The sequence below is a fragment of the Burkholderia sp. 3C genome (assembly GCF_054589155.1).
Genome location: NZ_BAAILN010000151.1, coordinates 200063 through 223512, shown reverse-complemented (window position 1 = coordinate 223512; position 23450 = coordinate 200063). Strand labels below are relative to the sequence as shown.

Annotated in this window: 19 protein-coding genes; 10 read left to right on the top strand and 9 right to left on the bottom strand. The window is 64.9% G+C overall.

What is annotated here, in order from left to right; all coding sequences use genetic code 11:
* Positions 1-14: 14 nt before the first annotated feature.
* Together ACYP33_RS31920 and ACYP33_RS31915 are read left to right on the top strand one after the other, a co-directional pair.
* A complete protein-coding gene (locus tag ACYP33_RS31920) occupies positions 15-4511 on the top strand; it encodes a YadA-like family protein (protein WP_459625188.1) in 4497 nt (1498 codons plus the stop codon).
* 155 nt (positions 4512-4666) lie between these two features.
* Entirely contained in the window at positions 4667-5371 is a 705-nt protein-coding gene (locus ACYP33_RS31915; RefSeq protein WP_459625187.1) for an OmpA family protein, read from the top strand.
* A 188-nt stretch (positions 5372-5559) separates the two neighbouring features.
* Here the strand turns inward: ACYP33_RS31915 and ACYP33_RS31910 are convergent, their stop codons facing one another.
* Positions 5560-5697 (bottom strand): hypothetical protein, encoded by a 138-nt coding sequence (locus ACYP33_RS31910; protein WP_459625211.1) that lies wholly within the window; start codon positions 5695-5697, stop codon positions 5560-5562.
* On the opposite strand from ACYP33_RS31910, the gene ACYP33_RS31905 reads away from it, so the two are divergent.
* From ACYP33_RS31905 to ACYP33_RS31885, 5 genes are all read left to right on the top strand, one after another.
* A complete protein-coding gene (locus tag ACYP33_RS31905; RefSeq protein ID WP_459625210.1) occupies positions 5678-7951 on the top strand; it encodes a type I secretion system permease/ATPase in 2274 nt (757 codons plus the stop codon). The two genes, ACYP33_RS31910 and ACYP33_RS31905, sit on opposite strands and share 20 nt — an antisense overlap.
* Complete coding sequence (locus tag ACYP33_RS31900; RefSeq protein WP_459625186.1) at positions 7948-9201, top strand: HlyD family type I secretion periplasmic adaptor subunit; 1254 nt, start codon at positions 7948-7950, stop codon at positions 9199-9201. The genes ACYP33_RS31905 and ACYP33_RS31900 overlap by 4 nt, the downstream gene beginning before the upstream one ends.
* Position 9202: 1 nt before the next feature.
* Positions 9203-10645, top strand: a complete 1443-nt coding sequence (locus tag ACYP33_RS31895) for a TolC family protein (protein WP_459625185.1) — start codon at positions 9203-9205, stop codon at positions 10643-10645.
* Between the two features lie 68 nt (positions 10646-10713).
* On the top strand, positions 10714-11619 hold the full coding sequence (locus ACYP33_RS31890; RefSeq protein WP_459625184.1) for a hypothetical protein: 906 nt from the start codon (positions 10714-10716) through the stop codon (positions 11617-11619).
* 337 nt (positions 11620-11956) lie between these two features.
* Complete coding sequence (locus ACYP33_RS31885) at positions 11957-12709, top strand: LuxR C-terminal-related transcriptional regulator (RefSeq protein WP_459625183.1); 753 nt, start codon at positions 11957-11959, stop codon at positions 12707-12709.
* A gap of 45 nt (positions 12710-12754) precedes the next feature.
* Here ACYP33_RS31885 and ACYP33_RS31880 read toward each other — a convergent pair whose 3' ends face one another.
* Genes ACYP33_RS31880 through ACYP33_RS31860 form a run of 5 tightly spaced genes read right to left on the bottom strand, consistent with a single transcriptional unit; the run spans position 12755 to position 18199 of the window.
* Positions 12755-14263: an efflux transporter outer membrane subunit gene (locus ACYP33_RS31880; protein ID WP_459625182.1), complete on the bottom strand. Its 1509-nt coding sequence runs from the start codon at positions 14261-14263 to the stop codon at positions 12755-12757.
* Positions 14260-15324, bottom strand: a complete 1065-nt coding sequence (locus ACYP33_RS31875) for an efflux RND transporter periplasmic adaptor subunit (RefSeq protein WP_459625209.1) — start codon at positions 15322-15324, stop codon at positions 14260-14262. Before ACYP33_RS31875 ends, ACYP33_RS31880 begins: the two co-directional genes overlap by 4 nt.
* A 7-nt stretch (positions 15325-15331) precedes the next feature.
* Entirely contained in the window at positions 15332-15544 is a 213-nt protein-coding gene (locus ACYP33_RS31870) for a DUF1656 domain-containing protein (protein WP_459625181.1), read from the bottom strand.
* Between the two features lie 31 nt (positions 15545-15575).
* On the bottom strand, positions 15576-17756 hold the full coding sequence (locus ACYP33_RS31865) for an FUSC family protein (protein ID WP_459625180.1): 2181 nt from the start codon (positions 17754-17756) through the stop codon (positions 15576-15578).
* Complete coding sequence (locus ACYP33_RS31860; RefSeq protein WP_414439290.1) at positions 17756-18199, bottom strand: MarR family winged helix-turn-helix transcriptional regulator; 444 nt, start codon at positions 18197-18199, stop codon at positions 17756-17758. Before ACYP33_RS31860 ends, ACYP33_RS31865 begins: the two co-directional genes overlap by 1 nt.
* A gap of 81 nt (positions 18200-18280) precedes the next feature.
* On the opposite strand from ACYP33_RS31860, the gene ACYP33_RS31855 reads away from it, so the two are divergent.
* The 3 genes from ACYP33_RS31855 to ACYP33_RS31845 all read left to right on the top strand — a co-directional run bounded on the left by ACYP33_RS31855 (position 18281) and on the right by ACYP33_RS31845 (position 21074).
* Positions 18281-18481 (top strand): hypothetical protein, encoded by a 201-nt coding sequence (locus ACYP33_RS31855; RefSeq protein ID WP_414447513.1) that lies wholly within the window; start codon positions 18281-18283, stop codon positions 18479-18481.
* Positions 18482-18617: 136 nt separating this feature from the next.
* Positions 18618-19841, top strand: a complete 1224-nt coding sequence (locus ACYP33_RS31850) for a DUF2252 family protein (RefSeq protein WP_414447514.1) — start codon at positions 18618-18620, stop codon at positions 19839-19841.
* Positions 19842-19907: 66 nt separating this feature from the next.
* Positions 19908-21074: a zinc-binding metallopeptidase family protein gene (locus tag ACYP33_RS31845; RefSeq protein WP_414447515.1), complete on the top strand. Its 1167-nt coding sequence runs from the start codon at positions 19908-19910 to the stop codon at positions 21072-21074.
* A gap of 19 nt (positions 21075-21093) precedes the next feature.
* On the opposite strand, the gene ACYP33_RS31840 is transcribed toward ACYP33_RS31845, so the two are convergent.
* Genes ACYP33_RS31840 through ACYP33_RS31830 form a run of 3 tightly spaced genes read right to left on the bottom strand, consistent with a single transcriptional unit; the run spans position 21094 to position 23445 of the window.
* Positions 21094-21432, bottom strand: a complete 339-nt coding sequence (locus ACYP33_RS31840) for a hypothetical protein (RefSeq protein WP_459625179.1) — start codon at positions 21430-21432, stop codon at positions 21094-21096.
* The gene (locus ACYP33_RS31835; RefSeq protein ID WP_459625178.1) at positions 21429-21791 is read right to left on the bottom strand and encodes a hypothetical protein; all 363 of its coding nucleotides are present in this window, start codon (positions 21789-21791) and stop codon (positions 21429-21431) included. The genes ACYP33_RS31840 and ACYP33_RS31835 overlap by 4 nt, the downstream gene beginning before the upstream one ends.
* A 13-nt stretch (positions 21792-21804) precedes the next feature.
* Positions 21805-23445 (bottom strand): NYN domain-containing protein, encoded by a 1641-nt coding sequence (locus ACYP33_RS31830; RefSeq protein WP_459625177.1) that lies wholly within the window; start codon positions 23443-23445, stop codon positions 21805-21807.
* Positions 23446-23450: the final 5 nt, after the last annotated feature.

The window sequence follows — 23450 nt, the reverse complement described above, 5'->3', positions numbered from 1 at the left end:
AGGACTATGACAACGTGGGTGATGCGCTGAAGGCAGCGGCGGAAACGGCGGATGAGAACGCGGTGCATTACGACGCGGGTTCCGACAAGGCTACTGTTACGTTGGCTGGCAAGGACGGCACGACGCTGAAGAACGTGAACGCAGGCGTTGATGACAAAGACGCGGTGAACGTTTCGCAGCTGAAGGATGCCGGCCTGATTGGCGACGACGGCAAGTCGCTTGCTGCGGTGACGTACGACGGTCCGGAGAAGGACAAGGTGACGTTGGCGGGCAAGACCGGCACGACGCTGTCGAACGTGAAGGCAGGTGCTGCCGACATGGACGCGGTGAACGTTTCGCAACTGAAGTCGTCGGGCTTGATCGGTGACGACGGCAAGTCGCGAGCTGCGGTGTTGTACGACCAGGACAAGGACGGCAAGGCGAATTACGCGTCGATAACGCTGGACAAGGACGGCACGACGCTGAAGAACGTGAACGCAGGCGTTGACGAAAAGGATGCGGTAAACGTTTCGCAGTTGAAGGATGCCGGCCTGATCGGCGACGACGGCAAGGCGCTTGCGGCGGTGACGTACGACGGTCCGGAGAAGGACAAGGTGACGTTGGCGGGCAAGACCGGCACGACGCTGTCGAACGTGAAGGCAGGTGCTGCCGACATGGACGCGGTGAACGTTTCGCAACTGAAGTCGTCGGGCTTGATCGGTGACGACGGCAAGTCGCGCGCTGCGGTGTTGTACGACCAGGACAAGGACGGCAACGCGAATTACGCGTCGGTAACGCTGGACAAGGACGGCACGACGCTGAAGAACGTGAACGCGGGCGTTGATGAAAAGGACGCAGTGAACGTTTCGCAGTTGAAGGATGCCGGCCTGATCGGCGACGATGGCAAGGCGATCGCTGCAGTGACCTACGACGGTCCGGAGAAGGACAAGGTGTCGCTGGCTGGCAAGGACGGCACGACGTTGTCGAACGTGAATGCAGGTAAGGCCGACAAGGACGCGGTAAACGTTTCGCAGTTGAAGGATGCCGGCCTGATCGGCGACGGTGGCAAGGCGCTCGCCGCAGTGACGTACGACGGTCCCGCGAAGGACAGGGTGACGTTCGCTGGAACGACTGGCACGACGTTGTCGAACGTGAACGCAGGTACGGCCGACAAGGATGCGGTGAACGTATCGCAACTGAAGTCGTCGGGCTTGATCGGTGACGATGGCAAGTCGCGCGCTGCGGTGTTGTACGACCAGGACAAGGACGGCAACGCGAATTACGCGTCGATAACGCTGAACAAGGATGGCACGACGCTGAAGAACGTGAACGCAGGCGTTGATGACAAGGACGCGGTGAACGTTTCGCAGTTGAAGGACGCCGGCTTGATCGGCGACGACGGCAAGTCGGTTGCCGCAGTGACGTACGACGGTCCCGAGAAGGACAAGGTGACGTTGGCGGGCAAGACCGGTACGACGCTGTCGAACGTGAAGGCAGGTGCTGCCGACATGGACGCGGTGAACGTCTCGCAACTGAAGTCGTCGGGTCTGATCGGTGACGACGGCAAGTCGCGTGCTGCGGTGTTGTACGACCAGGACAAGGACGGCAAGGCTAATTACGCGTCGGTAACGCTGGGCAACGCAGGCGTGCCGGTGGGTCTGCACAACGTGGCGGCAGGCATGGCAGGAACCGATGCGGTGAACGTGTCGCAACTGACGGGCGTGACGGATGCGCTGGGCGGCAAAGCGGCAGTCGGGTCGGACGGCAAGATCAAGGCGCCGGAGTACAAGGTCGGCGATGGCTTCTACGACAACGTGGGGGATGCGCTGGAAGCGACGGCGAAGCTGGCGAGCGGCACGGATCCGAACGGCGTGGTGTACGACAGTACCAAGCAGGACAAGGTCACGCTGACGGGTAAGGATGGTACGACGCTGTCGAACCTGAATGCCGGTGTCGATGACAAGGATGCGGTGAACGTGTCGCAACTGAAGGATGCCGGCCTGATCGGCGACGACGGCAAGGCGCTTGCTGCGGTGACGTACGACGGCCCCGAGAAGGACAAGGTGTCGTTGGCCGGCAAGGACGGCACGACGCTGTCGAACGTGAAGGCAGGTGCTGCCGACATGGACGCAGTGAACGTGTCGCAACTGAAGTCGTCGGGTCTGATCGGTGACGATGGCAAGTCGCGTGCTGCTGTGTTGTACGACCAGGACAAGGACGGCAAGGCGAATTACGCGTCGGTAACGCTGGACAAGGACGGCACGACGCTGAAGAACGTGAACGCAGGCGTTGATGACAAGGACGCGGTGAACGTTTCGCAGCTGAAGGGTGCCGGCCTGATCGGCGACGACGGCAAGGCGCTTGCTGCGGTGACGTACGACGGTCCCGAGAAGGATAAGGTGACTTTGGCTGGCAAGGACGGCACGACGCTGAAGAACGTGAACGCAGGCGTTGACGAAAAGGACGCGGTAAACGTTTCGCAACTGAAGGATGCCGGCCTGATTGGCGACGACGGCAAGTCGCTTGCTGCGGTGACGTACGACGGTCCCGAGAAGGACAAGGTGTCGTTGGCGGGCAAGGATGGCACGACGCTATCGAACGTGAAGGCAGGTGCTGCCGACATGGACGCAGTGAACGTGTCGCAACTGAAGTCGTCGGGTCTGATCGGCGACGATGGCAAGTCGCGCGCTGCGGTGTTGTACGACCAGGACAAGGACGGCAACGCGAATTACGCGTCGGTAACGCTGGACAAGGACGGCACGACGCTGAAGAACGTGAACGCGGGCGTTGATGAAAAGGACGCGGTAAACGTTTCGCAGTTGAAGGATGCCGGCCTGATTGGCGACGGTGGCAAGGCGCTTGCCGCAGTGACGTACGACGGTCCCGAGAAGGACACGGTGACGTTGGCTGGAACGGCAGGCACGACGCTGAAGAACGTGAACGCCGGTATCGATGACAAGGATGCGGTGAACGTTTCGCAGCTGAAGTCGTCGGGTTTGATCGGCGACGACGGCAAGGCGCTTGCGGCGGTGACGTACGACGGTCCCGAGAAGGACAAGGTGTCGTTGGCTGGCAAGGATGGCACGACGCTGTCGAACGTGAAGGCGGGTGCTGCCGACATGGACGCGGTGAACGTTTCGCAGCTGAAGGATGCTGGGTTGATCGGAGACGACGGCAAGGCACTGTCGGCGGTGACATACGACGCCGATTCGAACCAGTCCAAGGTGACGCTTGCCGGTGCCAACGGCACGACGTTGTCGAATGTTGCCGATGGCGTGGCCGACAAGGATGCAGTGAACGTATCGCAGATGAAGTCTGCCGGCCTGATCGGCGATGGTGGCAAGACGCTCGCCGCCGTGACGTACGACCAAGGTAAGGACGGCAATCCGGACTACAGCTCGGTGACGTTCGGCAAGGTCGACACGGCAGTCGGTCTGCATAACGTCGCAGCAGGTATCGCCGCTACCGATGCCGTCAATGTCAGCCAACTGTCCGGCGTGACCGATGCGTTCGGTGGGGGTGCGAAGATCGATCCGACGACCGGAGCGGTCGTGGCGCCGACCTACGATATCGGTGGCAATACGTATCACAACGTCGGGGATGCGCTGACGGACATCGATGGCCGCGTCAAGGACATCCAGGGCAACATCGGTGATGTGGCGAATATGGCAGGTATGGTTGCCTACGATCGGAATGCGGACAAAACCATCAACTTCGGTTCGGTAACGCTGGGCAACGGTCAGTCGGCAGGGCCGGTACATTTGACCAACGTTGCTGATGGCACCACCACGTACGATGCCGTCAACTACGGCCAGTTGTCGGCGCTGTCGGATCGTGTCGATGACCTCGACGACCGACTGGGCGCAGTGACGATCCCTGGCGAGCCGGGGGGGGGCAGTGCGAACAACGACCTGATCAGCGGCACCGGTGGTCATGCCGCGGAGAAGGGCGATGTTGTCGCCGCGAATGCGGGCAATGGCAACGGCAACGTCGCCGTGGGTTCCGGTTCGCGTGTGTCCGATGGCGTCAACGACGGCACGGCGATGGGCTCCGGTACGCAGGTCAAGTCGAGCGGCGGTACGGCGATCGGCGAAGGCGCGAAGGTTGGCAGCGGCGCTGAAAACTCGGTGGCGCTGGGCAAAGGCTCGGTGGCGAACGAGGCCAATACCGTGTCCGTCGGCGCGGCAGGCGAAGAGCGCCGGATCGTCAACATTGCGGACGGTGTGAATGCCACCGATGCGGTCAACAAGGGGCAGATGGATCGTGCCATGGGCGGCATGCGCGGCCAGATCAACGATCTGTCCAAGAACGCCTACTCGGGTATCGCGGCAGCCACTGCGCTGACGATGATTCCGGGCGTCGATCCGGGCAAGAACCTGTCGTTCGGCGTTGCCGGTGCATCGTACAAGGGTTATCAGGCCGTGGCGCTGGGTGGTGAGGCCCGTATCACGGAAAACCTGAAGCTCCGTGCTGGTGTCGGCCTGGCGAGTGGCGGCAACACGTTCGGCGTGGGCGCGTCGTATCAGTGGTAATTGCTGGATGGGCAAGGTGCTTTCTTGACGCCTTGCCCACACTGCTCCCGGAACTTCGCCAGTCGTGCACGTTCCGGGGCAGTGCCCCTTCGCTCAATTAGCGTTTCACTCCATTCGTCCATTTTCTTTGCCCGCTCCGGCGGGCCATTCTAATCATGAAGATTTCCACTTTTTGGCTTGGTGGCCTGGTTGCGGCCACGAGCTTGCTTCTCGGCGCTTGCGCAACGCAATCCGGACCGACTTACAGCATCCACGCAGTGAATCTGCCCAATAAGCCCGGCGCAGCATTCCGTGTGACATGCGGCGGCTTGTTGTCCAGTACCCGGCAATGCGAATCTGCCGCCAATAAGTTCTGCGAGGATAAAGGCATCACGGTGTTGCAAGCGATCGACGGCGTCGCCCACAACGAAGCAAAACTGGATCCTCGCGAACTGACCTTCACCTGCGGTGCACCGAAGCCGGCTCCTGTTGCTCGTCCGGCACCGCCGCCCCCGCCGCCGCCGCCGCCGGTTGTGAAGCGCGAAGTGCTGCTGCAGGGCGGCGCAAACTTCGCGTTCGACAGCGCCGTGCTGATGCCGAACGCACGGGCCCGCCTCGACAGCTTCGTCCAGGCCAACCGCGGCAATGCGTTCAGCCGAGTCACCGTGCTTGGCCATACCGATTCGACCGGACCGGCCGCTCACAATCTGAAACTGTCCCAGGAACGCGCACTGTCGGTTGTGAGCTACCTGCGGACTGCCGGGTTGAACGCGCAACTGTTCTCTGCTCGAGGTGTCGGTGCTGCTGAACCGGTTGCATCGAACACTACGGCGGAAGGGCGCGCGCTGAATCGCCGCGTCGAAATACAAATCGAAAAGTAGTAGCAGGTCGAAGGCTGTTGCCTTCGATGAACCGTTGCGTGCCTGGCTCGTGACGGTTCAACACTGCCCATCGCGACGCGGGTAACCGGTTCGCGATGGGATCTTGCTGCGCAAACAGGCTAAACGCCGTTTGTCCACGCCAGAATCGAATAGGTACTGTTCAGCGCACAGTGGACGATGCGCTTGAATCAAATCGGTTCGTGGTTCATGCGATCCGGATTTTCGTCCAGGTTGTCCAAAAAGTATTGAATCATGCAGGCAGAAACGACACCTGAAGCGGCCAGATCGGAGGCCGCCAACGCCATCATGCCGGCGTTGACCGTCACGAGCGACAGCTTGCTCGACGCTCTCGCGTGGATGTGTGCGCATCATCGAATTCCCCTTAGCCACGAAATGCTGACGCGAGGGCTGGCCATGCAGGAGCGGCTCCTGCCGTCGTTGGCGGTCGAATCGCTGACGAACGCCGGATTTGCCGCGCGTGTGATCATGCGGCGCCTGTCGCAGCTGCCCGATGCGTTGATGCCGGCGCTGCTGTTATTGCGCGACGGCCGAGCTGCCATTCTGCTCGGACGATACGACAAGGTAGAAAACGGGGAGCGCGTGGAAAACGCGGTCCGGTATCGCGTCGTGATCCCCGAAATGGGGACATCGCCAGTCGAATACGACGAGTCGGAGATCGCCGAAACCTATTCCGGCTACGCAATCCTGGCGAAGCCGGCCGCGCGTGTCGACAATCGCGCCGGCCAGCAGGCGCCGGAGCCGGTCGGTCATTGGCTGTTGCGCACGCTGTGGTCATACCGTCGCTATTACTCGAGCGCGGCGCTTGGCGCATTCCTGATCAACGTGCTCGGCCTGGCCAGTGTGTTTTTCACGATGAACGTATATGACCGCGTCGTGCCGACACAGGCCTATGTGACGTTATGGTCGCTCGCGATCGGCGTGACCATCGCGATGACGATGGAGGCGATCTCTCGTCACGTTCGCGCGCATGTGCTGGACACGGCGGGCAAGAAAGCCGATCTCGTCCTTGGCAGCCTGCTGTTCCGGCAAGCGATGTCGATCCAGATGGAGAATCGGCCGGCATCGGCCGGCTCGTTTGCGAATCGTCTGCGCGAATTCGAATCGGTACGTGATTTCGCGACGTCGGCCACCTTGTCCGCACTGTCGGATCTACCCTTCGTGCTGCTGTTCGTCGGCGTGATCTTCGCGGTCGGCGGCCCGCTCGGTTGGATTCCGTTGCTGATGATTCCGTTGATCGTCGGCGTCGGCGTGATCGTGCAGTGGCCGCTCGCGCGGGCGATGCGCGAGAACTTGCGTGAAGCGTCGCTGAAGCAGGGCGTGTTGATCGAATCGATCGAGGGGCTGGAGACGCTGAAGGCCGTTGGCGGAGAGGGCGTGATGCGCCATCGTTGGAACAACTGCAGTGCCAAGACGGCCGAATCGTCGATGAAGTCGCGTCATCTGTCGAGCCTTGCAACTTGCATCGTCGCATTTCTGCAGCAGATTCAGACAGTGGTGCTGATCGTTATCGGCGTCTACCTGATCGGCGAAGGCAAGCTCACGCAGGGGGCGCTGATCGGCTCGGTGATGTTGGCCGGGCGTGTCACGGCGCCGCTGAGCCAGGTAATGGGACTGGCGTTGCGTTTTCAGCAAGCACGGGCGGCGCTGCGTTCGCTGAATGAGCTGATGGCGATGCCGGTCGATCACGATACGGATCAAGCTTATCTTGGCAACCCCGTGTTAAGCGGACACGTGAAGCTCGACAAGGTGGAATTCGCGTATCCGTCGAAGACCAAGCAGTCCAATCCGGCCGTGTTGCAGGACGTGTCGATCGAGATCAAGGCCGGGGAGCGCGTCGCGATACTCGGACGGGTTGGCAGCGGCAAATCCACATTGCTGCGGATGATCGCGCGCCTGTATCAACCGACCGCCGGCAAGCTGTTTGCCGATGGCCTCGATGCGGGCCAGATCTCGCCAGCCGACTGGCGTGCGGCGTTCGGCTATGTCGGGCAGGACAGCCGGCTTTTCTACGGCTCGCTGCGCGAGAACCTGATGATCGGCCGCCCCGGCGCGACCGCGGAGGAGTTGCTGCACGTATTGCGTATGACGGGGCTGGACACGCTGGTGGCGGCGCATCCGCTCGGCATCAACCTGCAGGTCGGCGAGCATGGCGGCGAGTTGTCGGGCGGGCAGCGGCAGCTCGTGGCGCTCGCGCGAAGCCTCATCAACCGTCCGCGAACGTTGCTGCTCGATGAGCCGACCAGCGCGATGGATTCCCAGACCGAGCAACAGTTCATCGCGCATCTGCGAATGGCATCCGCTGGTCAGACGCTGGTCGTCGTGACGCATCGAATGTCGCTGTTGCCGCTGGTCGATCGGCTTGTGATCGTCGACCAAGGCCGGATCGTCGCGGACGGCCCGAAAGAAAAGGTGCTGGCTGCGCTATCGGGTCAACCGGCTGCCAGGCAGGCCAGCCGCCCAGCGGCATCGGCGCCGCCGGCAGCGCCGCGCGAGCCGGTGGCCGAAGCGGATGCCGAGGCGGGCAGCGCTGCAGCCGCACCGAGCAAGGAGGCGTCATGATCAGAAATCCGCTATTGCGCTCGCGCCGAAGCAAAGCCGCCCCGCGTCTCGTCGCAGCCGATTCGGTGTTCATGAACGACCTGCGCGAGGCAATGCTGGTTCGCTCGTCGGCCGGCGCGCAGGCCGTGCTGTATCTGATTGCCGCGGTATTGGTGCTCGGCCTCGTCTGGGCGCACTTCTCGCGTGTCGAAGAAGTCACGCGCGGCGAAGGTACGATCGTGTCGCCGAGCCGGGAACAGGTCATTCAGGTGCTGGAGAGCGGTATCGTCCGCGACGTGCCGGTACACGAGGGGCAGGAGGTCGAAAAAGGGCAACTGCTTGCGAAGATCGATCCGACATCGGCCGAGTCGAGCTACCGCGAACTGCGCGCGAAGGCGGTCGACCTGAAGGCCGGCATCGTCCGGCTGAAGGCGGAAATATCAGGTCGGGCGCTGGTGTTTCCCGAGGAGATCAAGCGTGAGCCGAGCGTCGTTGCCCAGGAAACGGCCGCCTATCGCACGCGGCGTCTGGCGGTCGATCAGCGCGTCGCCGCGCTGAAGAAGAGCCAGGCGCTGGTGCGTCGCGAGATCGCGATGTCCGAGCCGCTGTCGGCCAAGGGGCTGATTTCCGAAGTCGAAATTCTGCGGATGCGGCGCCAGGAAACCGACATCGATTCGCAGATCGCCGATGTCGAGAACCGCTTCCGGTCCGACGCGAACGACGAACTGCTGCGACGCGAATCCGAGCTGGCACAGACTTCCGAGGTACTGGCCGGACGCGCAGGTGTGCTTGCGCGCACCGAAGTCGTGTCGCCGATGAACGGCATCGTGAAAAATATCCGCATGCATACGGCGGGCGGCGTCGTGCAGTCCGGCGAACACATCATGGAGATCGCACCGCTCGACGGCCGGCTGCTGGTCGAGGTACGGATCAAGCCATCAGACGTGGCATTCCTGAGAGCCGGGTTGCCGGCGCTCGTGAAGTTGTCGGCGTACGACTTCGGCATCTATGGTGGCATTGACGGCCAGATCGTCAGCATTGGCCCCGACACCCTGCGCGACGAGCAGAAGGCCGTCGCCGGCCGACCCGATGCGACCTACTACCGGGTGATGATCGAAACGGACGCGACGACGCTCGATGCCGGCGGCAAGAATCTGCCGATTCTGCCGGGCATGCAGGCGACGGTCGATATCCGAACCGGCGAGAAATCCATTCTCGATTACTTGCTGAAACCTATTTTCAAGGCCCGTGAGGCTTTCCGGGAGCGCTGAAATGAACGTGTCTGATTACCGGCGCGTCGCCCGCCGGCATGGCTTCGCGCTAGCTGTTGTCTCGTTGCTCGCCCTGCCGGTGCCGCATGCCCTTGCCTCGATATGTCATGCGGCCGCTTCTCAGGAACCGGGTGCGGCAATCGATGCGGCCCGGCACTGCGAGCCGATGCCCGTGCTGCCGCAGTCGATGGATGCAACCCGGGACATCGATGTCGCTCCCGCAACCGAGGCTGATCTGCGTGGCGTCCTCTACGCGGCGACCGAAGCCGCCGTTGACTTGAATCCGACAGTACGGCAGATGTACGCCGAATATCAGGCCGCGCAATCCGATGTCGATCAGGCAAAGGGCGCGCGTTGGCCGCAATTGCAGTTGACCGGCCAGACGCGCGATGCCCAGTTCGGTTCGAATGCGGGCTCCACTTACAACCCGGGCAATTCGGTCAGCGTGAATTTGCGCACCATGTTGTTTGACTGGGGGCGCACCAGCAAGACGATCGGTAGCCGCAGCGAATCTGCGGTGGCGAACCAGGAACGATACGTTGCACAAATCGAGAATTCGGCATATCAGGTGTCGAGTACGCTTGTCGAGCTCGCCAAGCAGCGCAACGTGGCGGCGTTGAGCCAGCGGTTCGTCGATCGGATGACGCGCCTCGTCGCCATGCTCGAATCGATTGTCGCCGTGGATCGCGGGCGCGGCAGCGAGCTGACGCAGGCAAGAGCGCGGCTGTTGCAGGCCATCGCGAGCCGCGATTCCGCGCTGTCCAAATGCCGCGACGCCGAATTGAACCTGCGCAAGCTGGTCGGTACAAGGCCGGTACCGGTGCCTGTTGCTTCCACCTGGCCATTGCAGCCACAGCGGCTCGATGCGTTGATGTCTTCGCTCGACGAGAATCCGCGTTTGCTTCAGGCGCGCGCCGAGGCGAACGCCGCCGATCTGAATCGCGATGCCGTGAAGGCCTCCGCGAAGCCGCAACTCGATTGGGTGGTCAGTACCAATACCGGCCGCGACGTGCTGGGCCGGCGGATGCCGTGGCAGACGATGTTGACGCTCACCTGGAGCGCCTTCAACGGCGGGGCGTCCACCGCCGCGAGCGAAGCCGCGTCCTACCGGGCCATTGCGAGCCATCGACAAGCCGACCAGACGCGTCTCGATCTCGAATATCAGTTGCGTACGTCGGAGCACAATGCGCGCACCTATGCCGCGCAGTCGGAACAGTATCGCGCGCTTTCCGTGGAGTCGGACCAAGTGCGTCAAGCGTTCTACGATCAGTGGTATCACCTCGGCAAGCGTTCGCTGCTCGATGTGCTGATCGCGGAGAACGACTATTACAACAACCGTGTCAATGAAATCGCCTACCGGTTCGAGGGATATGCCGCGACGTTGCAAAGCTATGCATCAGCCGGCGTTCTGATGCGATGGCTGCGCGACGGCGTGGCAGCCTGATCAAGGGGCTCTGCTGCCGTTTTACCATCGGCCCGGCGCAGGCAGTTCACATAAAGGAGGAGCAAATCATGTCGTCGGCTGTCTTCGTGATTCCATTTCGGTTTGTCGTATCCCCGCCTGTTGCCGGCTATTTGCCGCCGCCGTATGGAACGCGCCAGGGCGCGTTGATGAGTGATTTCTTGCGGAGCACAAGCCGGTTGCCCGGCACGCCGAACGCGCACGTGCCGGGACGATGGCATGAGCGCTACGGTACCGGGAGGCGGCGGCTTGCCGCATCGGCGTTCGGCACCGACAACAATGCATGGAGTGCCGTCAGGCCCAGGCGTGTCCGCCGGTCATTTCGGGCCATTGCGTTGGCCTGTTGCCAGATGTTGATCGGGGTATGCGCCGCGATTTCGATGTTGGGCATCATGTTCGCGGATAGCGCGATACGGCATCCGATGGTGTGGGACAGCGCTCAATCGGCTTATGCGCCTTCGATGGTCATACGACAGACACCGATGCAATCGGTGCATCAGATCATCGGCACCGTGCCCGCTCCGGCGGCAGCTCGTTCCGTGCCGGTCGTTCACGTTGTGCATCCTGCGCCGGCAGTGCCGGCCGCAAAGCGCGCGGCACGGGGCACGAAGTCGGTGTCCACGCCGATGGCGCGGCGTATCGTCCATCGGCCGCCATCCGTGAAGGCCAAGAGTGGCAAACCGGCGCCGATCATGGCCACCAAGAGCCGCAAGCCTGCGCCGACGCACCATACCCGTCAGCACGGGCCGATGAAGCTCGCCACGCATCGCTCGATCTCTTCCGTCAAGCGTGCACGCAAGAGCGACGATTGGGCGAGTAACGATGCCATTCGCGCGCTGCGTGACGAACTGGCACGGCAGGATGCGGTGGCTCGCACGCACGCTGTCGCATCGGCGCGCGTTCCCGCCAATGCCGTATTTCTGTTGCACGATCAGGTTCGGCTGACCGAGCGCTGAGGTTTTCACTGTTCAAGCGACATGTGACGGTCAGGCCAGTTCTCGACGACGCGACATTACAGTTGCCCGACGAATATGGCTGTATTTGTATGGATGATGTCAGGATGTGAGGGGCATGGTCGATATACTTTCGACTTGCCCGATGCGAAGGCAGTGGCGAGAAATCGTCATCAGGCCGCCATGCACGTCGATTCACAACGTGCATGGCGGCCGAAGATTTCCATCGTTTTGATCTCCGCGGGTTGTTTTCTCCCGGTCGTGCCGGCGTGTCGCTTCATGTGTTGAGCGAGGCGGTGCCGTCGGGTGCCGCGCGATGGTCACGGTTCGATGTGCATGAGTGCCTCTGCGGCACCGCCAACGGCACAAGAGCCGAAACGCTCACACAGGACAACCCATGATGTACGACAGCCGTGCCAACACCGATGCCGGGGGGGGCGCCGCATCGATTCGCGTGATGGCTGCCGATGCGCATCCGATCACACTGATCGGCATCAAGTCGCTGCTCGACACATGCATCGACATCGAGCTGATTGCGCTTGTGAATTCGGCCGATCAGCTCGTCACGGCACTCGACGAAATCGCATGCGACGTGCTGATCTTCGACTATCAACTGGGCGAAGAGGAGGGCATCGAGGGGTTGTCCCTGATCGAACAACTTCGTGCCGCGCATCCGCGTCTGAAAATATTGGTCACGTCCTCACGCGAACATTACGAGATCATTGCGCGCGCGCTTGAACACGGTGGCGTGGACGGTTTTCTGTACAAGGGCGGCAGCGAATTCAGCCGTTTGGCCGACATCGTTCGCAAGCTGGCCGGCGATGGTACGCACTTCGATATCGTCATGCAGCGCTATTTGCTGGAGCGTTACGAATCGGTGTTCGACAGCCGGGCGCGCGCGTCGGTGCAATGCCTCAGCACGCGCGAGCTGGAAGTGGTGCGCATGTGGTCCGAAGGCTTGACAATCAAGCAGATTGCGCACTCCACGCATCGCAGCCACAAAACCATCAGCGCACAGAAGCGCAACGCGATGCGCAAGCTCGGTGTGAGCAATGAAATCGAATTGTCGCGGCGTATCGAAAAACTGCTGTAAACATCAATCCGGGCGCGCAGTCACGCATTGCGCACCCGTCTCGCTTTATTCCCTTGCCGACGTGGCTGATGTTGCGGCACCACTCGCCGGCGTGCCGGGTTGGCTTGCCGCGTCGGTTTCCCAACCACCGCCGAGCGCCAGGAACAATCTCACCTGATCGGCCGCCACCACACCTTCGGCGGCGGCGACCTGTGCGCGCACGCTGGTCAGCGTGCGGGTCGCGTCGAGATCCGACAGGAATGACTCGCGCCCCACCGCATACAGCCGGTGCGTTTCATCGGCCGAATCGCGCGCCGATTGATACGCGGTGCGCAGCGCATCGGCGCGCTGGGTGTCGGCGGCGTAGGTGGCGAGGCTCGATTGCGTCTCGCGCAGCGCGTTCAGCACGACGCCGTCGAATTGCGCGAGTGCGCCGCCGGTTGCCGCTTCGGCCTCCTGCACGCGCGCGCGCTGCCCGTTGGCCGGGAACGTCCAGTTGATCAACGGGCCGAACGACCAGCGGTTGGTGGTCGGGCCGAGCAAGTCACCGAAAACCCCCGTCGTGCCGACCGATGCGCCGAAGCTGACGGTCGGATACATCGCACCTATCGCCACGCCGATCCGTGCCGTCGCGCCGGCCAGCTTGCGCTCGGCTTCGCGCACGTCGGGCCGGCGGCGCAACAAGGCCGCACCGTTGCCGACCGGGATCGCCTGCTTCAGTTGCGGCAGCGTCCTGCAGGTCAATGCGGCGGCCGGCAGGCTGTCCGGCGAGCGCGCGAGCAACGCGGCCAACTGATACTGCGCGACCTTGCGGCGGCCTTCGAAGCGCGGAATGTCGGCGGCCAGCGTGCGCACCTGCGTGGTGCCCTGCGTCACCGCCGTCTGGCTGCCTCGCCCGGCGTCGCGCAGCCGCCTCGACAGCGTCACGCGCTGCTGTTGCAGGTCGAGCGAATGCCTGGCGATGTCGAGTTCCTCGCCGGCCGAGCACGATTCGACATACGCGGCTACGACGTCGGCCACCACGGTGATGCGCGCCAGGTCGCCGGCCGCCTTGACGGCGTCCGTGTCGGCGCGCGCGGCCTCGACGCCGCGGCGAAGCTTGCCGAACAGGTCGAATTCGTACGACACGTTGATGTTGAACGCGCCTTCGTTGACCACCGGCAGCTTCTCGGTCAGCAGGTATTGTTCGGCCGATTCCTGGGCGCGTTGGGCGCCGCCCGCGAAGCCGCCCGAAAAACCGCCTTGTGCATTCGCCTCGGCCTGCGTCGCGTGCGCACGTGCGAGGTTCGCCGCTGCGACGCGCAGGTTCGCGTTCGATTGCAGGGCCTGCTCGACGAGGCTGTCCAGCACCGTGTCGTCGTAGAGCCGCCACCATTTCACCGGCACGTCGCCGTTCGACACGAGCGAGCTGCCGTCGCCCGCGCCATCGAGCGGGGCATCGGCCAGCGGCGCGTTGACGAGCGCTTGCTTGGGCACCTGATAGTTCGGGCCGACGGTCGTGCAGGCCGCCAGCGTCAGGGCGGCCACCGCGAGCGGCGTCAGCGCGGCCGCGCGGCGATAGGCTCGCGTGCTCATCGCGAGGCTCCGTTGGCGGCGGATGCCGCACCCGACGCCGGCACGATGCCTGCCGAAGCACCCGAAGCACCCGAAGCACCCGAAGCACCCGAAGCACCCGAAGCACCCGAAGCACCCGAAGCACCCGAAGCACCCGAAGCACCCGAAGCACCCGAAGCCGCGCCCGCCGAAGCCGCATTCCGATCCCGCTTCACATCCGGCGACACCATCGCCACCGTCGCCGTGCGCCCCGCGATCATGCGGAAATCGTCCGGCACCTCGTCGAGCGAGACGCGCACCGGAATCCGCTGGGCCAGCCGCACCCAGCTGAACGCCGGATTGACGTTGGGCAGCAGGTTTGCGCTCTGCGAGCGGTCGCGATCCTCGATCGCGGCGACGATGCTCTGCACATGCCCGCGCAGCGGCCGCGGCTCGCCCATCACGCGGATATCGACCGGCTGGCCGATATGAATGCCGTTCAGCTTGGTTTCCTCGAAGTAGCCATCCACCCGGAACGAGTGCTGATCGACCACCGACAGCACGGCGCGCCCGGCCGGCACATATTCGCCGACGCGCGGCGCGCGGTCGTTCAGGTAGCCGTCCACGGGGCTGACGATGGTGGTGCGATGCAGGTTCAGCTTCGCGGTATCGACGTTGACCTGCGCATCGGCCAGGGCCGCGTCGCCCTGATCGACGCGCGTGCGGCTTTCCTCGAGTTGCTCGCTCGCCACCAGGTTGCCGAGCTTCAGGTTGCGCGCGTATTCGCGTCTGGCCTGGGCCAGCGTGGCGCGCCGCTGTTCGAGCGTCGCCTCGGCGAGCCGCACCGCCAGTGTGTAGCGAGCCTGGTCGATCACGAACAGCACCTGGCCTTGCTTGACGGATTGGTTGTCGACCACGCGCACGTCGGTGATCAGGCCGGACACGTCCGGCGCGACCTGGATCACGTCGGCGCGCACGTGCCCGTCTCGCGTCCACGGCGAAAACATGTAGTAGTTGACGATGCGCCAGAGCACGAGCACCGCAATGACGACGACGATCAGCGTCAGCAGGATCTGCCCTGCGGAAAACCAGGTTCTTTTCACGTTCACGTTAGGTAGCCACGAAATGGTGGGAGGCGATCACGACGCCGGCCAGGATGAAGACGTAGATGCCGAGATCGAAGATCGACCGGTGCCAGACGAAGCGGTAGATGCCGGTGCGCGTCAGCAGCGTGCGCACGACGATGTTGATGAGATAGGCGATCAGCATCAGCACCAGCGGTGCCGGAACGAACACGCCGAAGATGTCGATTTCGCCGATCATGATTGCGTTGTGGTGTTCTGCATGGTGTCGGTCAGGAGCGGGGCGGCGGTGGCGGCAGCGGCTGCATCAACGCGGGGTTCAGCGACAGGCGAATGCCGACCAGCGCATGCAGCGCGTCGCGCAGGCCGCGTTGCAGCGCGGCGGCCGGGCGGTTCGCGCGCGGCACGGCGGTGAGCGAATCGGGCGCCACAGGGGCGGCGGTGGCGACACCGCTTTGCGCCGGGTCGCCGGCCGGTGCTTGCGTCGCGCCGATCAGATGGCGGATCGCCACGGCGTCGAGCGCGTCGTCGATCGAGGCGAGCAGGCCCGGCGACGCCGGCTGCCGCGCGTTCGCTTCGACGCAGGCCGCGTAATGGGCGGTCACGCCGGCCAGCACGCGGTCGATCGCGGCCGGCACGTCGCCGTCGAGGCGGCGCAGCGAGCGGTGCAGGTCGAGCGCGTTCAACGCCACGCGCAGGTCGCGAAAGCTTTCGATCGACGGATGGCGATGATCGTCGGAAGCCTTCAGGCGCGGCAGCAATTGCGTGACGCGGTCGAGCATCCGCGCGGCGTGGTTGCGTTGATCGACGATCGGCTGCCGCGACGCCGATTTCGCGACGTCCTCCCAACTGGAGCGCAGCAGCCGGCGCGCGGCCAGCTCCGCGCCGAACGGGCGTGTCGCGCGGGTCCAGACGAACGCGTACAGCAGGCCGGCCACGCCGGCGATATTGGTGTTCAGGAATACGAGGAAATCGGCCGAATAGGCATCCTGAATGCTGATGAAGGTGGCCGTGTTGACCGCCACCAGCATCGTCACGAGGTTGAACTGCGGGCGCGGGATCAGCGTGCCGACCAGGATGAACGGCGCGGCGAACATCACCACCAGCATCGGGAAATCGTGCACGTGCGGCAGCACCACGAACAGATAGAGCCCGGCGAACACCACGCTCGCGCAGGTGGCCGCGAAAAACCGGAACACCATCGGCGCCGGCTCGTCGAGCGCGGCGAAGAAGCAGCAGGCCACGGCGGCCAGCGTGACGGCGCCCGCGCCGTCGTTCCAGCCCGACTGGATCCACAGCCAGCACGCCAGCACGATCGCGCCGCCCGCGCTCAGGGTGGAGAACAGCATCATGCCGCGGTCGAAGTAGCGATCGGTGCCGCCGAGCCGCCAATGCCGGTAGCGCGGCTGCCAGACGCCCGATTCGTTGGCGATCAACGCGCGCAGCGAGCGGCAATCCTGCCAGATGTCGATCATCTGCCGCAGCCGCCACAGCGCGTTCGACAGCAGCGCACCGTCCCAGCTGACCATCGCGTCGCCCGATGGCTGCAGCGCCACGATGCGGGCGCGCAGCCGGTCGGCCTGCGGGTCGCTGACCGAGCCGGTGGTGTCGTCCGGCGCGGGCAGCGGCGCGTCGAACCATTGCGCGGCCTCGGCCAGCAGCGCCTCCAGGTCGGCCGGCAGTTCCTTCAGCTCGCGCATCAGCGCGATCAGCGGATCGGCCAGCGCCGACATCATCGGCAGGAACAATTGCATGCGGCCGTGCAGCGCCTGCGCGCGCGCCATCACGCGTGGGTGAGCGTGGTCGTAGCCGAGCTGGCTCAACAGGAATTCGAGCGCCGCGAGCGTCATTGCCAGCCGCTGGCGGCAGCCCGACAGCGTCTTGCCGGCCAGATGGCCCGACAGCGTTTCGCGGCCGTAGAACGCGGCGTCGCGGAACCAGGCGTCGGCGCGCTCGATCAGCGTGGGCGCGAGCCGGTTCGGCAGCACGGCGCTGCCCACCACGCTTGCGCAGACGATACCGAGCAGGATTTCCTCGGTCCGCGTGATCGCCACGTCGAACACGGTGGTCGGGTCGGTCACGGTCGGCAGCGCGATCAGCGGCATCGTATAGCCGGCCAGCATGAACACGTAGCTGCGCGCGGTGCGGTCCGACATCGCCAGATAAAGCAGCGTGCCCGTCCAGAGCGCGACGACCACGCTGAACAGGAACGGCGTCTCGACGAACGGGGGCACCAGCAGGATCGCGGCCGACGCGCCGAGCGCCGTGCCGAGCGCGCGATAGAGCGCCTTCGAACGCGTCGCGCCGACGAACGGGTTCGAAACGATATAGACGGTGGCCATCGCCCAGTACGGGCGTGGCAACTGGAAGATCAAACCGAGGTAGAGCGCCAGCATCGACGCCGCGAAGGTCTTGACCGAGAACAGCCAGTCGCGAATCGACGGGTAAGTCATTACGCGGTCCGCTCGCCGGCCTCGCTGAACGCATTGAGCACGCGCAGGGTCGTTTCGAGGTCCTCGCGGCTGACCGATTTCAGCACGCGGGCCCGCAACGCGCGCAGGTCGTCTTCCATCCGGGCCGTGACGGCGCGGCCTTCGTCGGTCAGCGTGACGGTTTTGGCGCGACGGTCGTCGGGGTCCTCGTCGCGGCGCGCGAGGCCCGCCGCGCAGAGCTGATCGAGCAGCCGGACCAGCGAGGGCCCCTCGATACCCACGTGTTCGGCGAGCGTCACCTGGCGGACCGCCTCGCCGAGCCGGCCGGCGATCAGCAGCGGCGTGGCGCAGGCTTCGGACACGTGATAGGCGGTCAGGACGGTGTCGCTGGTGCGCCGCCACTTGCGGGCGGCGGTGACGAGCGTGCTGCTGACGGCCATGCGGAGCGTATGGAGATTCGACATGCGCCGGATCATATCGGAATTCCATTCGATAGCAAACTATCGGTTTGAGTTAAACGCTTTACGAATCGGGCGAGGCCATGGTTGCTGATCCGCATCGATTTAGCGAAGGAGTCGGGCACGCGGCGTCACGTCGATGTCATGGCCGTGTCGTTCGGCGACGCGAGGATCGGTCGACGAAGTGCGTGCGCGGAGCCGGTCGAGGCACGATTCGTGCTGCGGTGCATGATCGGCGGCGAGAATGTTGTGGCCCCCAGGTCTGAAATCGAGGTGCCGATTGGATGAATCGCCTCTGTTGCGCCGCATCCCGAGCGTTGCGTCCATTTCGAATCGGGTCGGATGTGCTTATATTTCGAGATTGCGCGGCGCGCCTTCGATATGGCCGCCGCGTCCGATCTCCCGATCCGTCCAAGGCAAGAACGTGAAAAGCGCACCCGAGGTCAATTACGTCCGCCCGCGCCAGCGCGCCGGCAAGCTGGTGGTCCGCCGCAACCGCAAGATGGCGCGCTCGGTGCACGCCTACGTGCGCGGCAATACCGCGCGTTATTACGAATGGCTGGCCAACGCCAAGGTCGGCACGCTGCCGGAAGGGCCGGCAATCTGGATTTGCGGCGATTGCCATACCGGCAACCTCGGCCCGGTCGCCAACGATGCCGGCGAGATCGAGATCCAGATCCGCGATCTCGATCAGACGGTGATCGGCAATCCCGTGCATGACCTGATTCGGCTCAGCTTGTCGCTGGCGACGTCGGCGCGCAGTTCCGACCTGCCCGGCATCGTCACGGCGCGGGTCATCGAGCAGGTGTACGAGGGCTATACGCATGCGTTGATGGGCGGCAAGCGCAAGCGTGCGGTGCCCAAGCCGGACGTGGTGCGCATCGTGATGCGCGACGCGCTGACGCGTACCTGGAAGCATCTGGCGCGCGAGCGGCTGATGGGCGTCAAGCCGGTGCTGCCGCTCGGCAAGCGGTTCTGGCCGTTGTCGAAAGCCGAATCGAACGGCATCGCCTCGCTGGTCGACACGCCGGCCATCGCCGAACTGGCGATATGCCTGCGCGGCAACCGGCCGACCGAGCACGTCGAACTGCTCGACGCGGCCTATTGGGTCAAGGGCTGCAGCTCGCTCGGGCGGCTGCGTTACGCGGTGTTGCTCGACGTGGACGGCGCGGCCTCCGGCGGCGACGATTTGTGCCTGATCGATATCAAGGAAGGGACCAAGGCGCTGGCGCCGCGCTATCGCGACGCCGAAATGCCGCGCGACAACGGCAAGCGCGTGGTGGAGGGGGCGCGGCACCTGTCGCCGTATCTCGGCAACCGGATGTGCGCGGCCACGCTGTCGGAGCGTTCGGTGATCGTTCGCGAGCTGCTGCCGGCCGACCTGAAGCTCGAAATCGGCAACGTCGACGAGGCCGAGGCGCTGCGCATCGCGCGCTACCTGGCGCATGTGGTCGGCCTCGCGCATGCACGGCAGATGGATACGGACACGCGCAAGCGTTGGCTCGCGGAACTGAGCCGCGCGCGCTCGAAGACGATCGACGCGCCGTTCTGGTTGTGGCGCAGCGTGATCGAATTGATGGGCAACCATGAAGTCGGCTATCTCGAACATTGCCGGCGCGTCGCGGCGCAAGGTGCGGCGGCGCGCTGAACGGCGTCGGGCAAGCCGCGAACATCATCGACGGACAATCGGCAGGCGACACCCAGGCGAGGACGAATGAAAACGTTTCATTGCGACAACTGCGGTCAATTGGTGTTTTTCGAGAACGTGCGCTGCGAGCGTTGCGGCTCGCCGCTTGGCTATCTGCCCGAGATCGGCGAGGTGGGCGCGTTCGAGGTGGACGCCGCGTCGGGCAACTGGCGCAGCCTGCACCGCGACGCCAAGGACAAGCTGTACCGCCCGTGCCAGAACTATTCCGCCGAGGACGTGTGCAACTGGATGGTGCCGGCCGAATCCGACGCGGCGTTCTGCCCGTCGTGCGCGCTGACGGAAACCATCCCCGATCTGTCGAATCCGGCGAACCGGCCGCTCTGGTATCGCACTGAGGTTGCCAAGCGGCGCCTGATCTATACGTTGACGATGCTCGGCCTGCCGATCGAATCGCGGCAGTCACGGCCGGGCGGCATGAGCTTCGCGTTCAAGGCGGCCACCGAGACCGAGCCGGTCATGACGGGGCACGCCAACGGCCTCGTCACGCTCAATCTGGCCGAGGCCGACGACGCCGAGCGCGAACGCGTGCGCGCCCAGATGCACGAGCCGTACCGCACGCTGGTGGGGCACTTCCGGCACGAGATCGGCCATTACTATTTCGACCGGCTGGTGGCGGGCAGGCACTGGATCGAGCCGTTCCGCGAGCGTTTCGGCGACGAGCGCGCCGATTACCAGGCCGCGCTCGATTCGCATTACCAGAACGGCGCGCCGCCGGGCTGGGAAGACAGCTACGTCAGCGAATACGCGACGATGCACCCGTGGGAAGACTGGGCCGAGACCTGGGCGCATTACCTGCATATCGTCGATACGCTCGATACGGCCAATGCCTGCGGGCTGGTGCTCGATCCCGACGACGAGAGCCTGCCGCGCCTCGACGACCAGACTTCCGTCGACGAAGCGTCGTTCGGCAACCTGATGCGGCGCTGGTTCCCGCTGACTTATGCGCTGAACAGCCTGAATCGCAGCATGGGCGTGCCCGACGCGTATCCGTTCGCGCTGTCGCCCGCGGTCGTGGCGAAGCTGCGCTTCGTTCATCACGTGATCGCGGCGGCGCGCGATGCCGCGCCGGACGATGGCGGCGGTGCGCGGGCGGCAGGCAGCGAGGAGGCGACGGACGAGGGCGCGGGGGCTGCCAAGGACGAGACGAAGCCGGGCGACGGGGCCGCCGCTTGAGTTGCGCTGGCGTCGCCGCTCAGGCGTCGGCGGCCGGCAGGGCGGCGTAGCGCTCGATCAATGCGTCCAGATTGGCGTGGGCGCGCGCCGTCAGCGGCGCGAATTCGGTGGAGAGGAACAGCGGCGCTTGTTCGCGCAATTGTTTGAGCGCATGGCGGCGTCCGTCGCGGAATGCCGCCGATGGCGCATCGGGCGCCTGGCCCCATTCGCGCGCGATGTCGCGGTCGTAGGCGTTGAGCCGCTCGGGCGGCGCGGCGAGGATCGCGAGGTCGGCGTCGAGGAACAGGGCCGCGGCGTGCCGACGGTCCGGATCGGCTTGCCAGGCGTCCGGCAGCCGGTGCGCCTGGGTGGCGATCACCAGTTCGTGCGCGAAGCCGATGGCCGGTGCATGCTCGCCGAGCAGGCCGGCGGGCAGTGCGCGGCTGTGATCTCGTCGAGCCAGCGCGCGCTGCGTGGTTCGTTCTCGACATAATCGGGCAGCGTGGTGGCGTAGACCACGTCGTGCGCCCACACCGCCAGCTCGATCGCCTTCCAATGCGGTACGCCCCGATACGGGGCGAGATGCGCGAACAGCTCGGCCAGATGCGCGAGCGTGTGATAGAAGCGCTGCGGCTCCCGATACGCCCGCTCGATGTGCGGCCAGACGGCCGGCGTGCCGAAACAGGCATCGCAGCCGTCGCGCAGCGCGTCGAGCGTGGCGGAATCGGGCGCACGCATCGCGGCTGGCGCGTCAGGACTCGTCGGCCGTGCCGGTTGCGCTGCGCGGACGGCGTGCGCGCGGCGCACGAGCCCGCTTGGCCGGGGCCTTGCGGGCCGGAGCGGCCGCTTGGTCGCCGAGCAGATCGGCGGCCGGCGCGGCGGCCACCGGCGCCGGTTCTTCGGTTGCGGGGGCCGCTTCCGTTGCCGGCGCGGCGGCGGCCTTCTTGGCCGCCGTCTTGCGGGCGCGGGCCGGGGCCTTCTTCGCCTTGCCGGTTGCTGTCTTGGCGGCCGGCGCGGCATCGGCCTCGGCTTCCGCCTCGGCCCGCTCGGCGGGCGCCGGAGCCATTGCTGCCTCGGTTTCGCCCGCGAAACGGCTCACCGGTTCATCGAACGCGACGGGCGTGCTGTCGACCACGGCCGGCACCGGCGCCACGGCGGCGTGCTCTCCGCCATGGGCATCCTCGATCAGCGGCATCTGCTCGGGCTTGCGCGAACCGCGGCCCCGGCCTTGCCTGGCTTCGTCGCGCGGCTTGCCGTGGCGGCGTTCGCCGTCGTGCTGCTGGGCGTCGCGGCGGTTTTCATGGCGCGGCTTCGGTTCGCCGTGACGGGTTTCCGCCGGCGCGGTGGCGGCCTGATTGGCCAGATTGGCTGGCACGGTCGGTTCCGCATCGTCGCGTCGCTCGTCGCGTTGCGCAGCGTGATCCTTCGCGTGCTTGTTGCCGCGCTGTTCCTTGCGGCGTCCCGCGCCATGCTTCGGCGCCTCGGCGGCGGGCGTGTCGGCCGTAGTGGCCGTAGTGGCCTCCTCGCCGGCCTTCGATGTCTCGACGTCGAACACCGGATCGGCGGCGCCCGCCTGCGACGGACGCGACACATAGGTGCCCGACTTCTCGTCGCGGCCCACTTCGAGCAGCCCGTGTGCCTGCGCTTCCTCGAGCAGGTTGCCGAACGCGCGGAAGCCGTAGTACGTCTCGTTGAAGCCCGGCTTGCGGCGCTTGATCGCGCTTTTCAGCACCGACGCCCAGATCTTGCCGCTGTCGCTGCGCTCCGAGGCCAGCGCGTCGAAGGTCTCGACGGCGATCGTGATCGCTTCGAGCTTGCGCGCATCGGCATCCGGCTTGCGCTGCTTGTCGTCGGCTGCGCGCTTGCCGCTGTCGGCTGCGGCGCGCGAATCGAGCTTGGCCTGCGCGCGTTGCAGCTCGCGGGCGAGATCGTCGTAGAAGATGAATTCGTCGCAGTTCGCGACCAGGAGGTCCGAGGTCGAGTTCTTCACGCCCACGCCGATCACGCGCTTGGCGTTCTCGCGCAGCTTGGAGACGAGCGGCGAGAAATCGGAATCGCCGCTGATGATCACGAACGTGTCGACGTGCGATTTCGTGTAGCAGAGGTCGAGCGCATCGACCACCAGCCGGATGTCGGCCGAGTTCTTGCCCGATTGCCGAACGTGCGGGATCTCGATCAATTCGAAGGAGGCTTCGTGCATCGCCCCTTTGAAGGTTTTGTAGCGATCCCAGTCGCAATAGGCCTTCTTGACGACTATGCTGCCCTTGAGCAGCAGCTTTTCGAGCACCGGCTTGATGTCGAATTTTTCGAACTTCGTATCGCGCACACCGAGCGCGATATTTTCGAAGTCGCAAAAGAGCGCCATGTTGACGCTGTCCTGAGGCAAGGCCATGTGTT

Bases quoted from the DNA above. Each gene is read 5' to 3' on its own strand.
- ACYP33_RS31915 (WP_459625187.1), top strand. From the start codon at position 4,667: ATGAAGATTTCCACTTTTTGGCTTGGTGGCCTGGTTGCGGCCACGAGC.
- ACYP33_RS31905 (WP_459625210.1), top strand. From the start codon at position 5,678: ATGCCGGCGTTGACCGTCACGAGCGACAGCTTGCTCGACGCTCTCGCG.
- ACYP33_RS31900 (WP_459625186.1), top strand. From the start codon at position 7,948: ATGATCAGAAATCCGCTATTGCGCTCGCGCCGAAGCAAAGCCGCCCCG.
- ACYP33_RS31895 (WP_459625185.1), top strand. From the start codon at position 9,203: ATGAACGTGTCTGATTACCGGCGCGTCGCCCGCCGGCATGGCTTCGCG.
- ACYP33_RS31890 (WP_459625184.1), top strand. From the start codon at position 10,714: ATGTCGTCGGCTGTCTTCGTGATTCCATTTCGGTTTGTCGTATCCCCG.
- ACYP33_RS31880 (WP_459625182.1), bottom strand. From the start codon at position 14,263: ATGAGCACGCGAGCCTATCGCCGCGCGGCCGCGCTGACGCCGCTCGCG.
- ACYP33_RS31870 (WP_459625181.1), bottom strand. From the start codon at position 15,544: ATGATCGGCGAAATCGACATCTTCGGCGTGTTCGTTCCGGCACCGCTG.
- ACYP33_RS31865 (WP_459625180.1), bottom strand. From the start codon at position 17,756: ATGACTTACCCGTCGATTCGCGACTGGCTGTTCTCGGTCAAGACCTTC.
- ACYP33_RS31860 (WP_414439290.1), bottom strand. From the start codon at position 18,199: ATGTCGAATCTCCATACGCTCCGCATGGCCGTCAGCAGCACGCTCGTC.
- ACYP33_RS31845 (WP_414447515.1), top strand. From the start codon at position 19,908: ATGAAAACGTTTCATTGCGACAACTGCGGTCAATTGGTGTTTTTCGAG.
- ACYP33_RS31835 (WP_459625178.1), bottom strand. From the start codon at position 21,791: ATGCGTGCGCCCGATTCCGCCACGCTCGACGCGCTGCGCGACGGCTGC.
- ACYP33_RS31830 (WP_459625177.1), bottom strand. From the start codon at position 23,445: ATGGCCTTGCCTCAGGACAGCGTCAACATGGCGCTCTTTTGCGACTTC.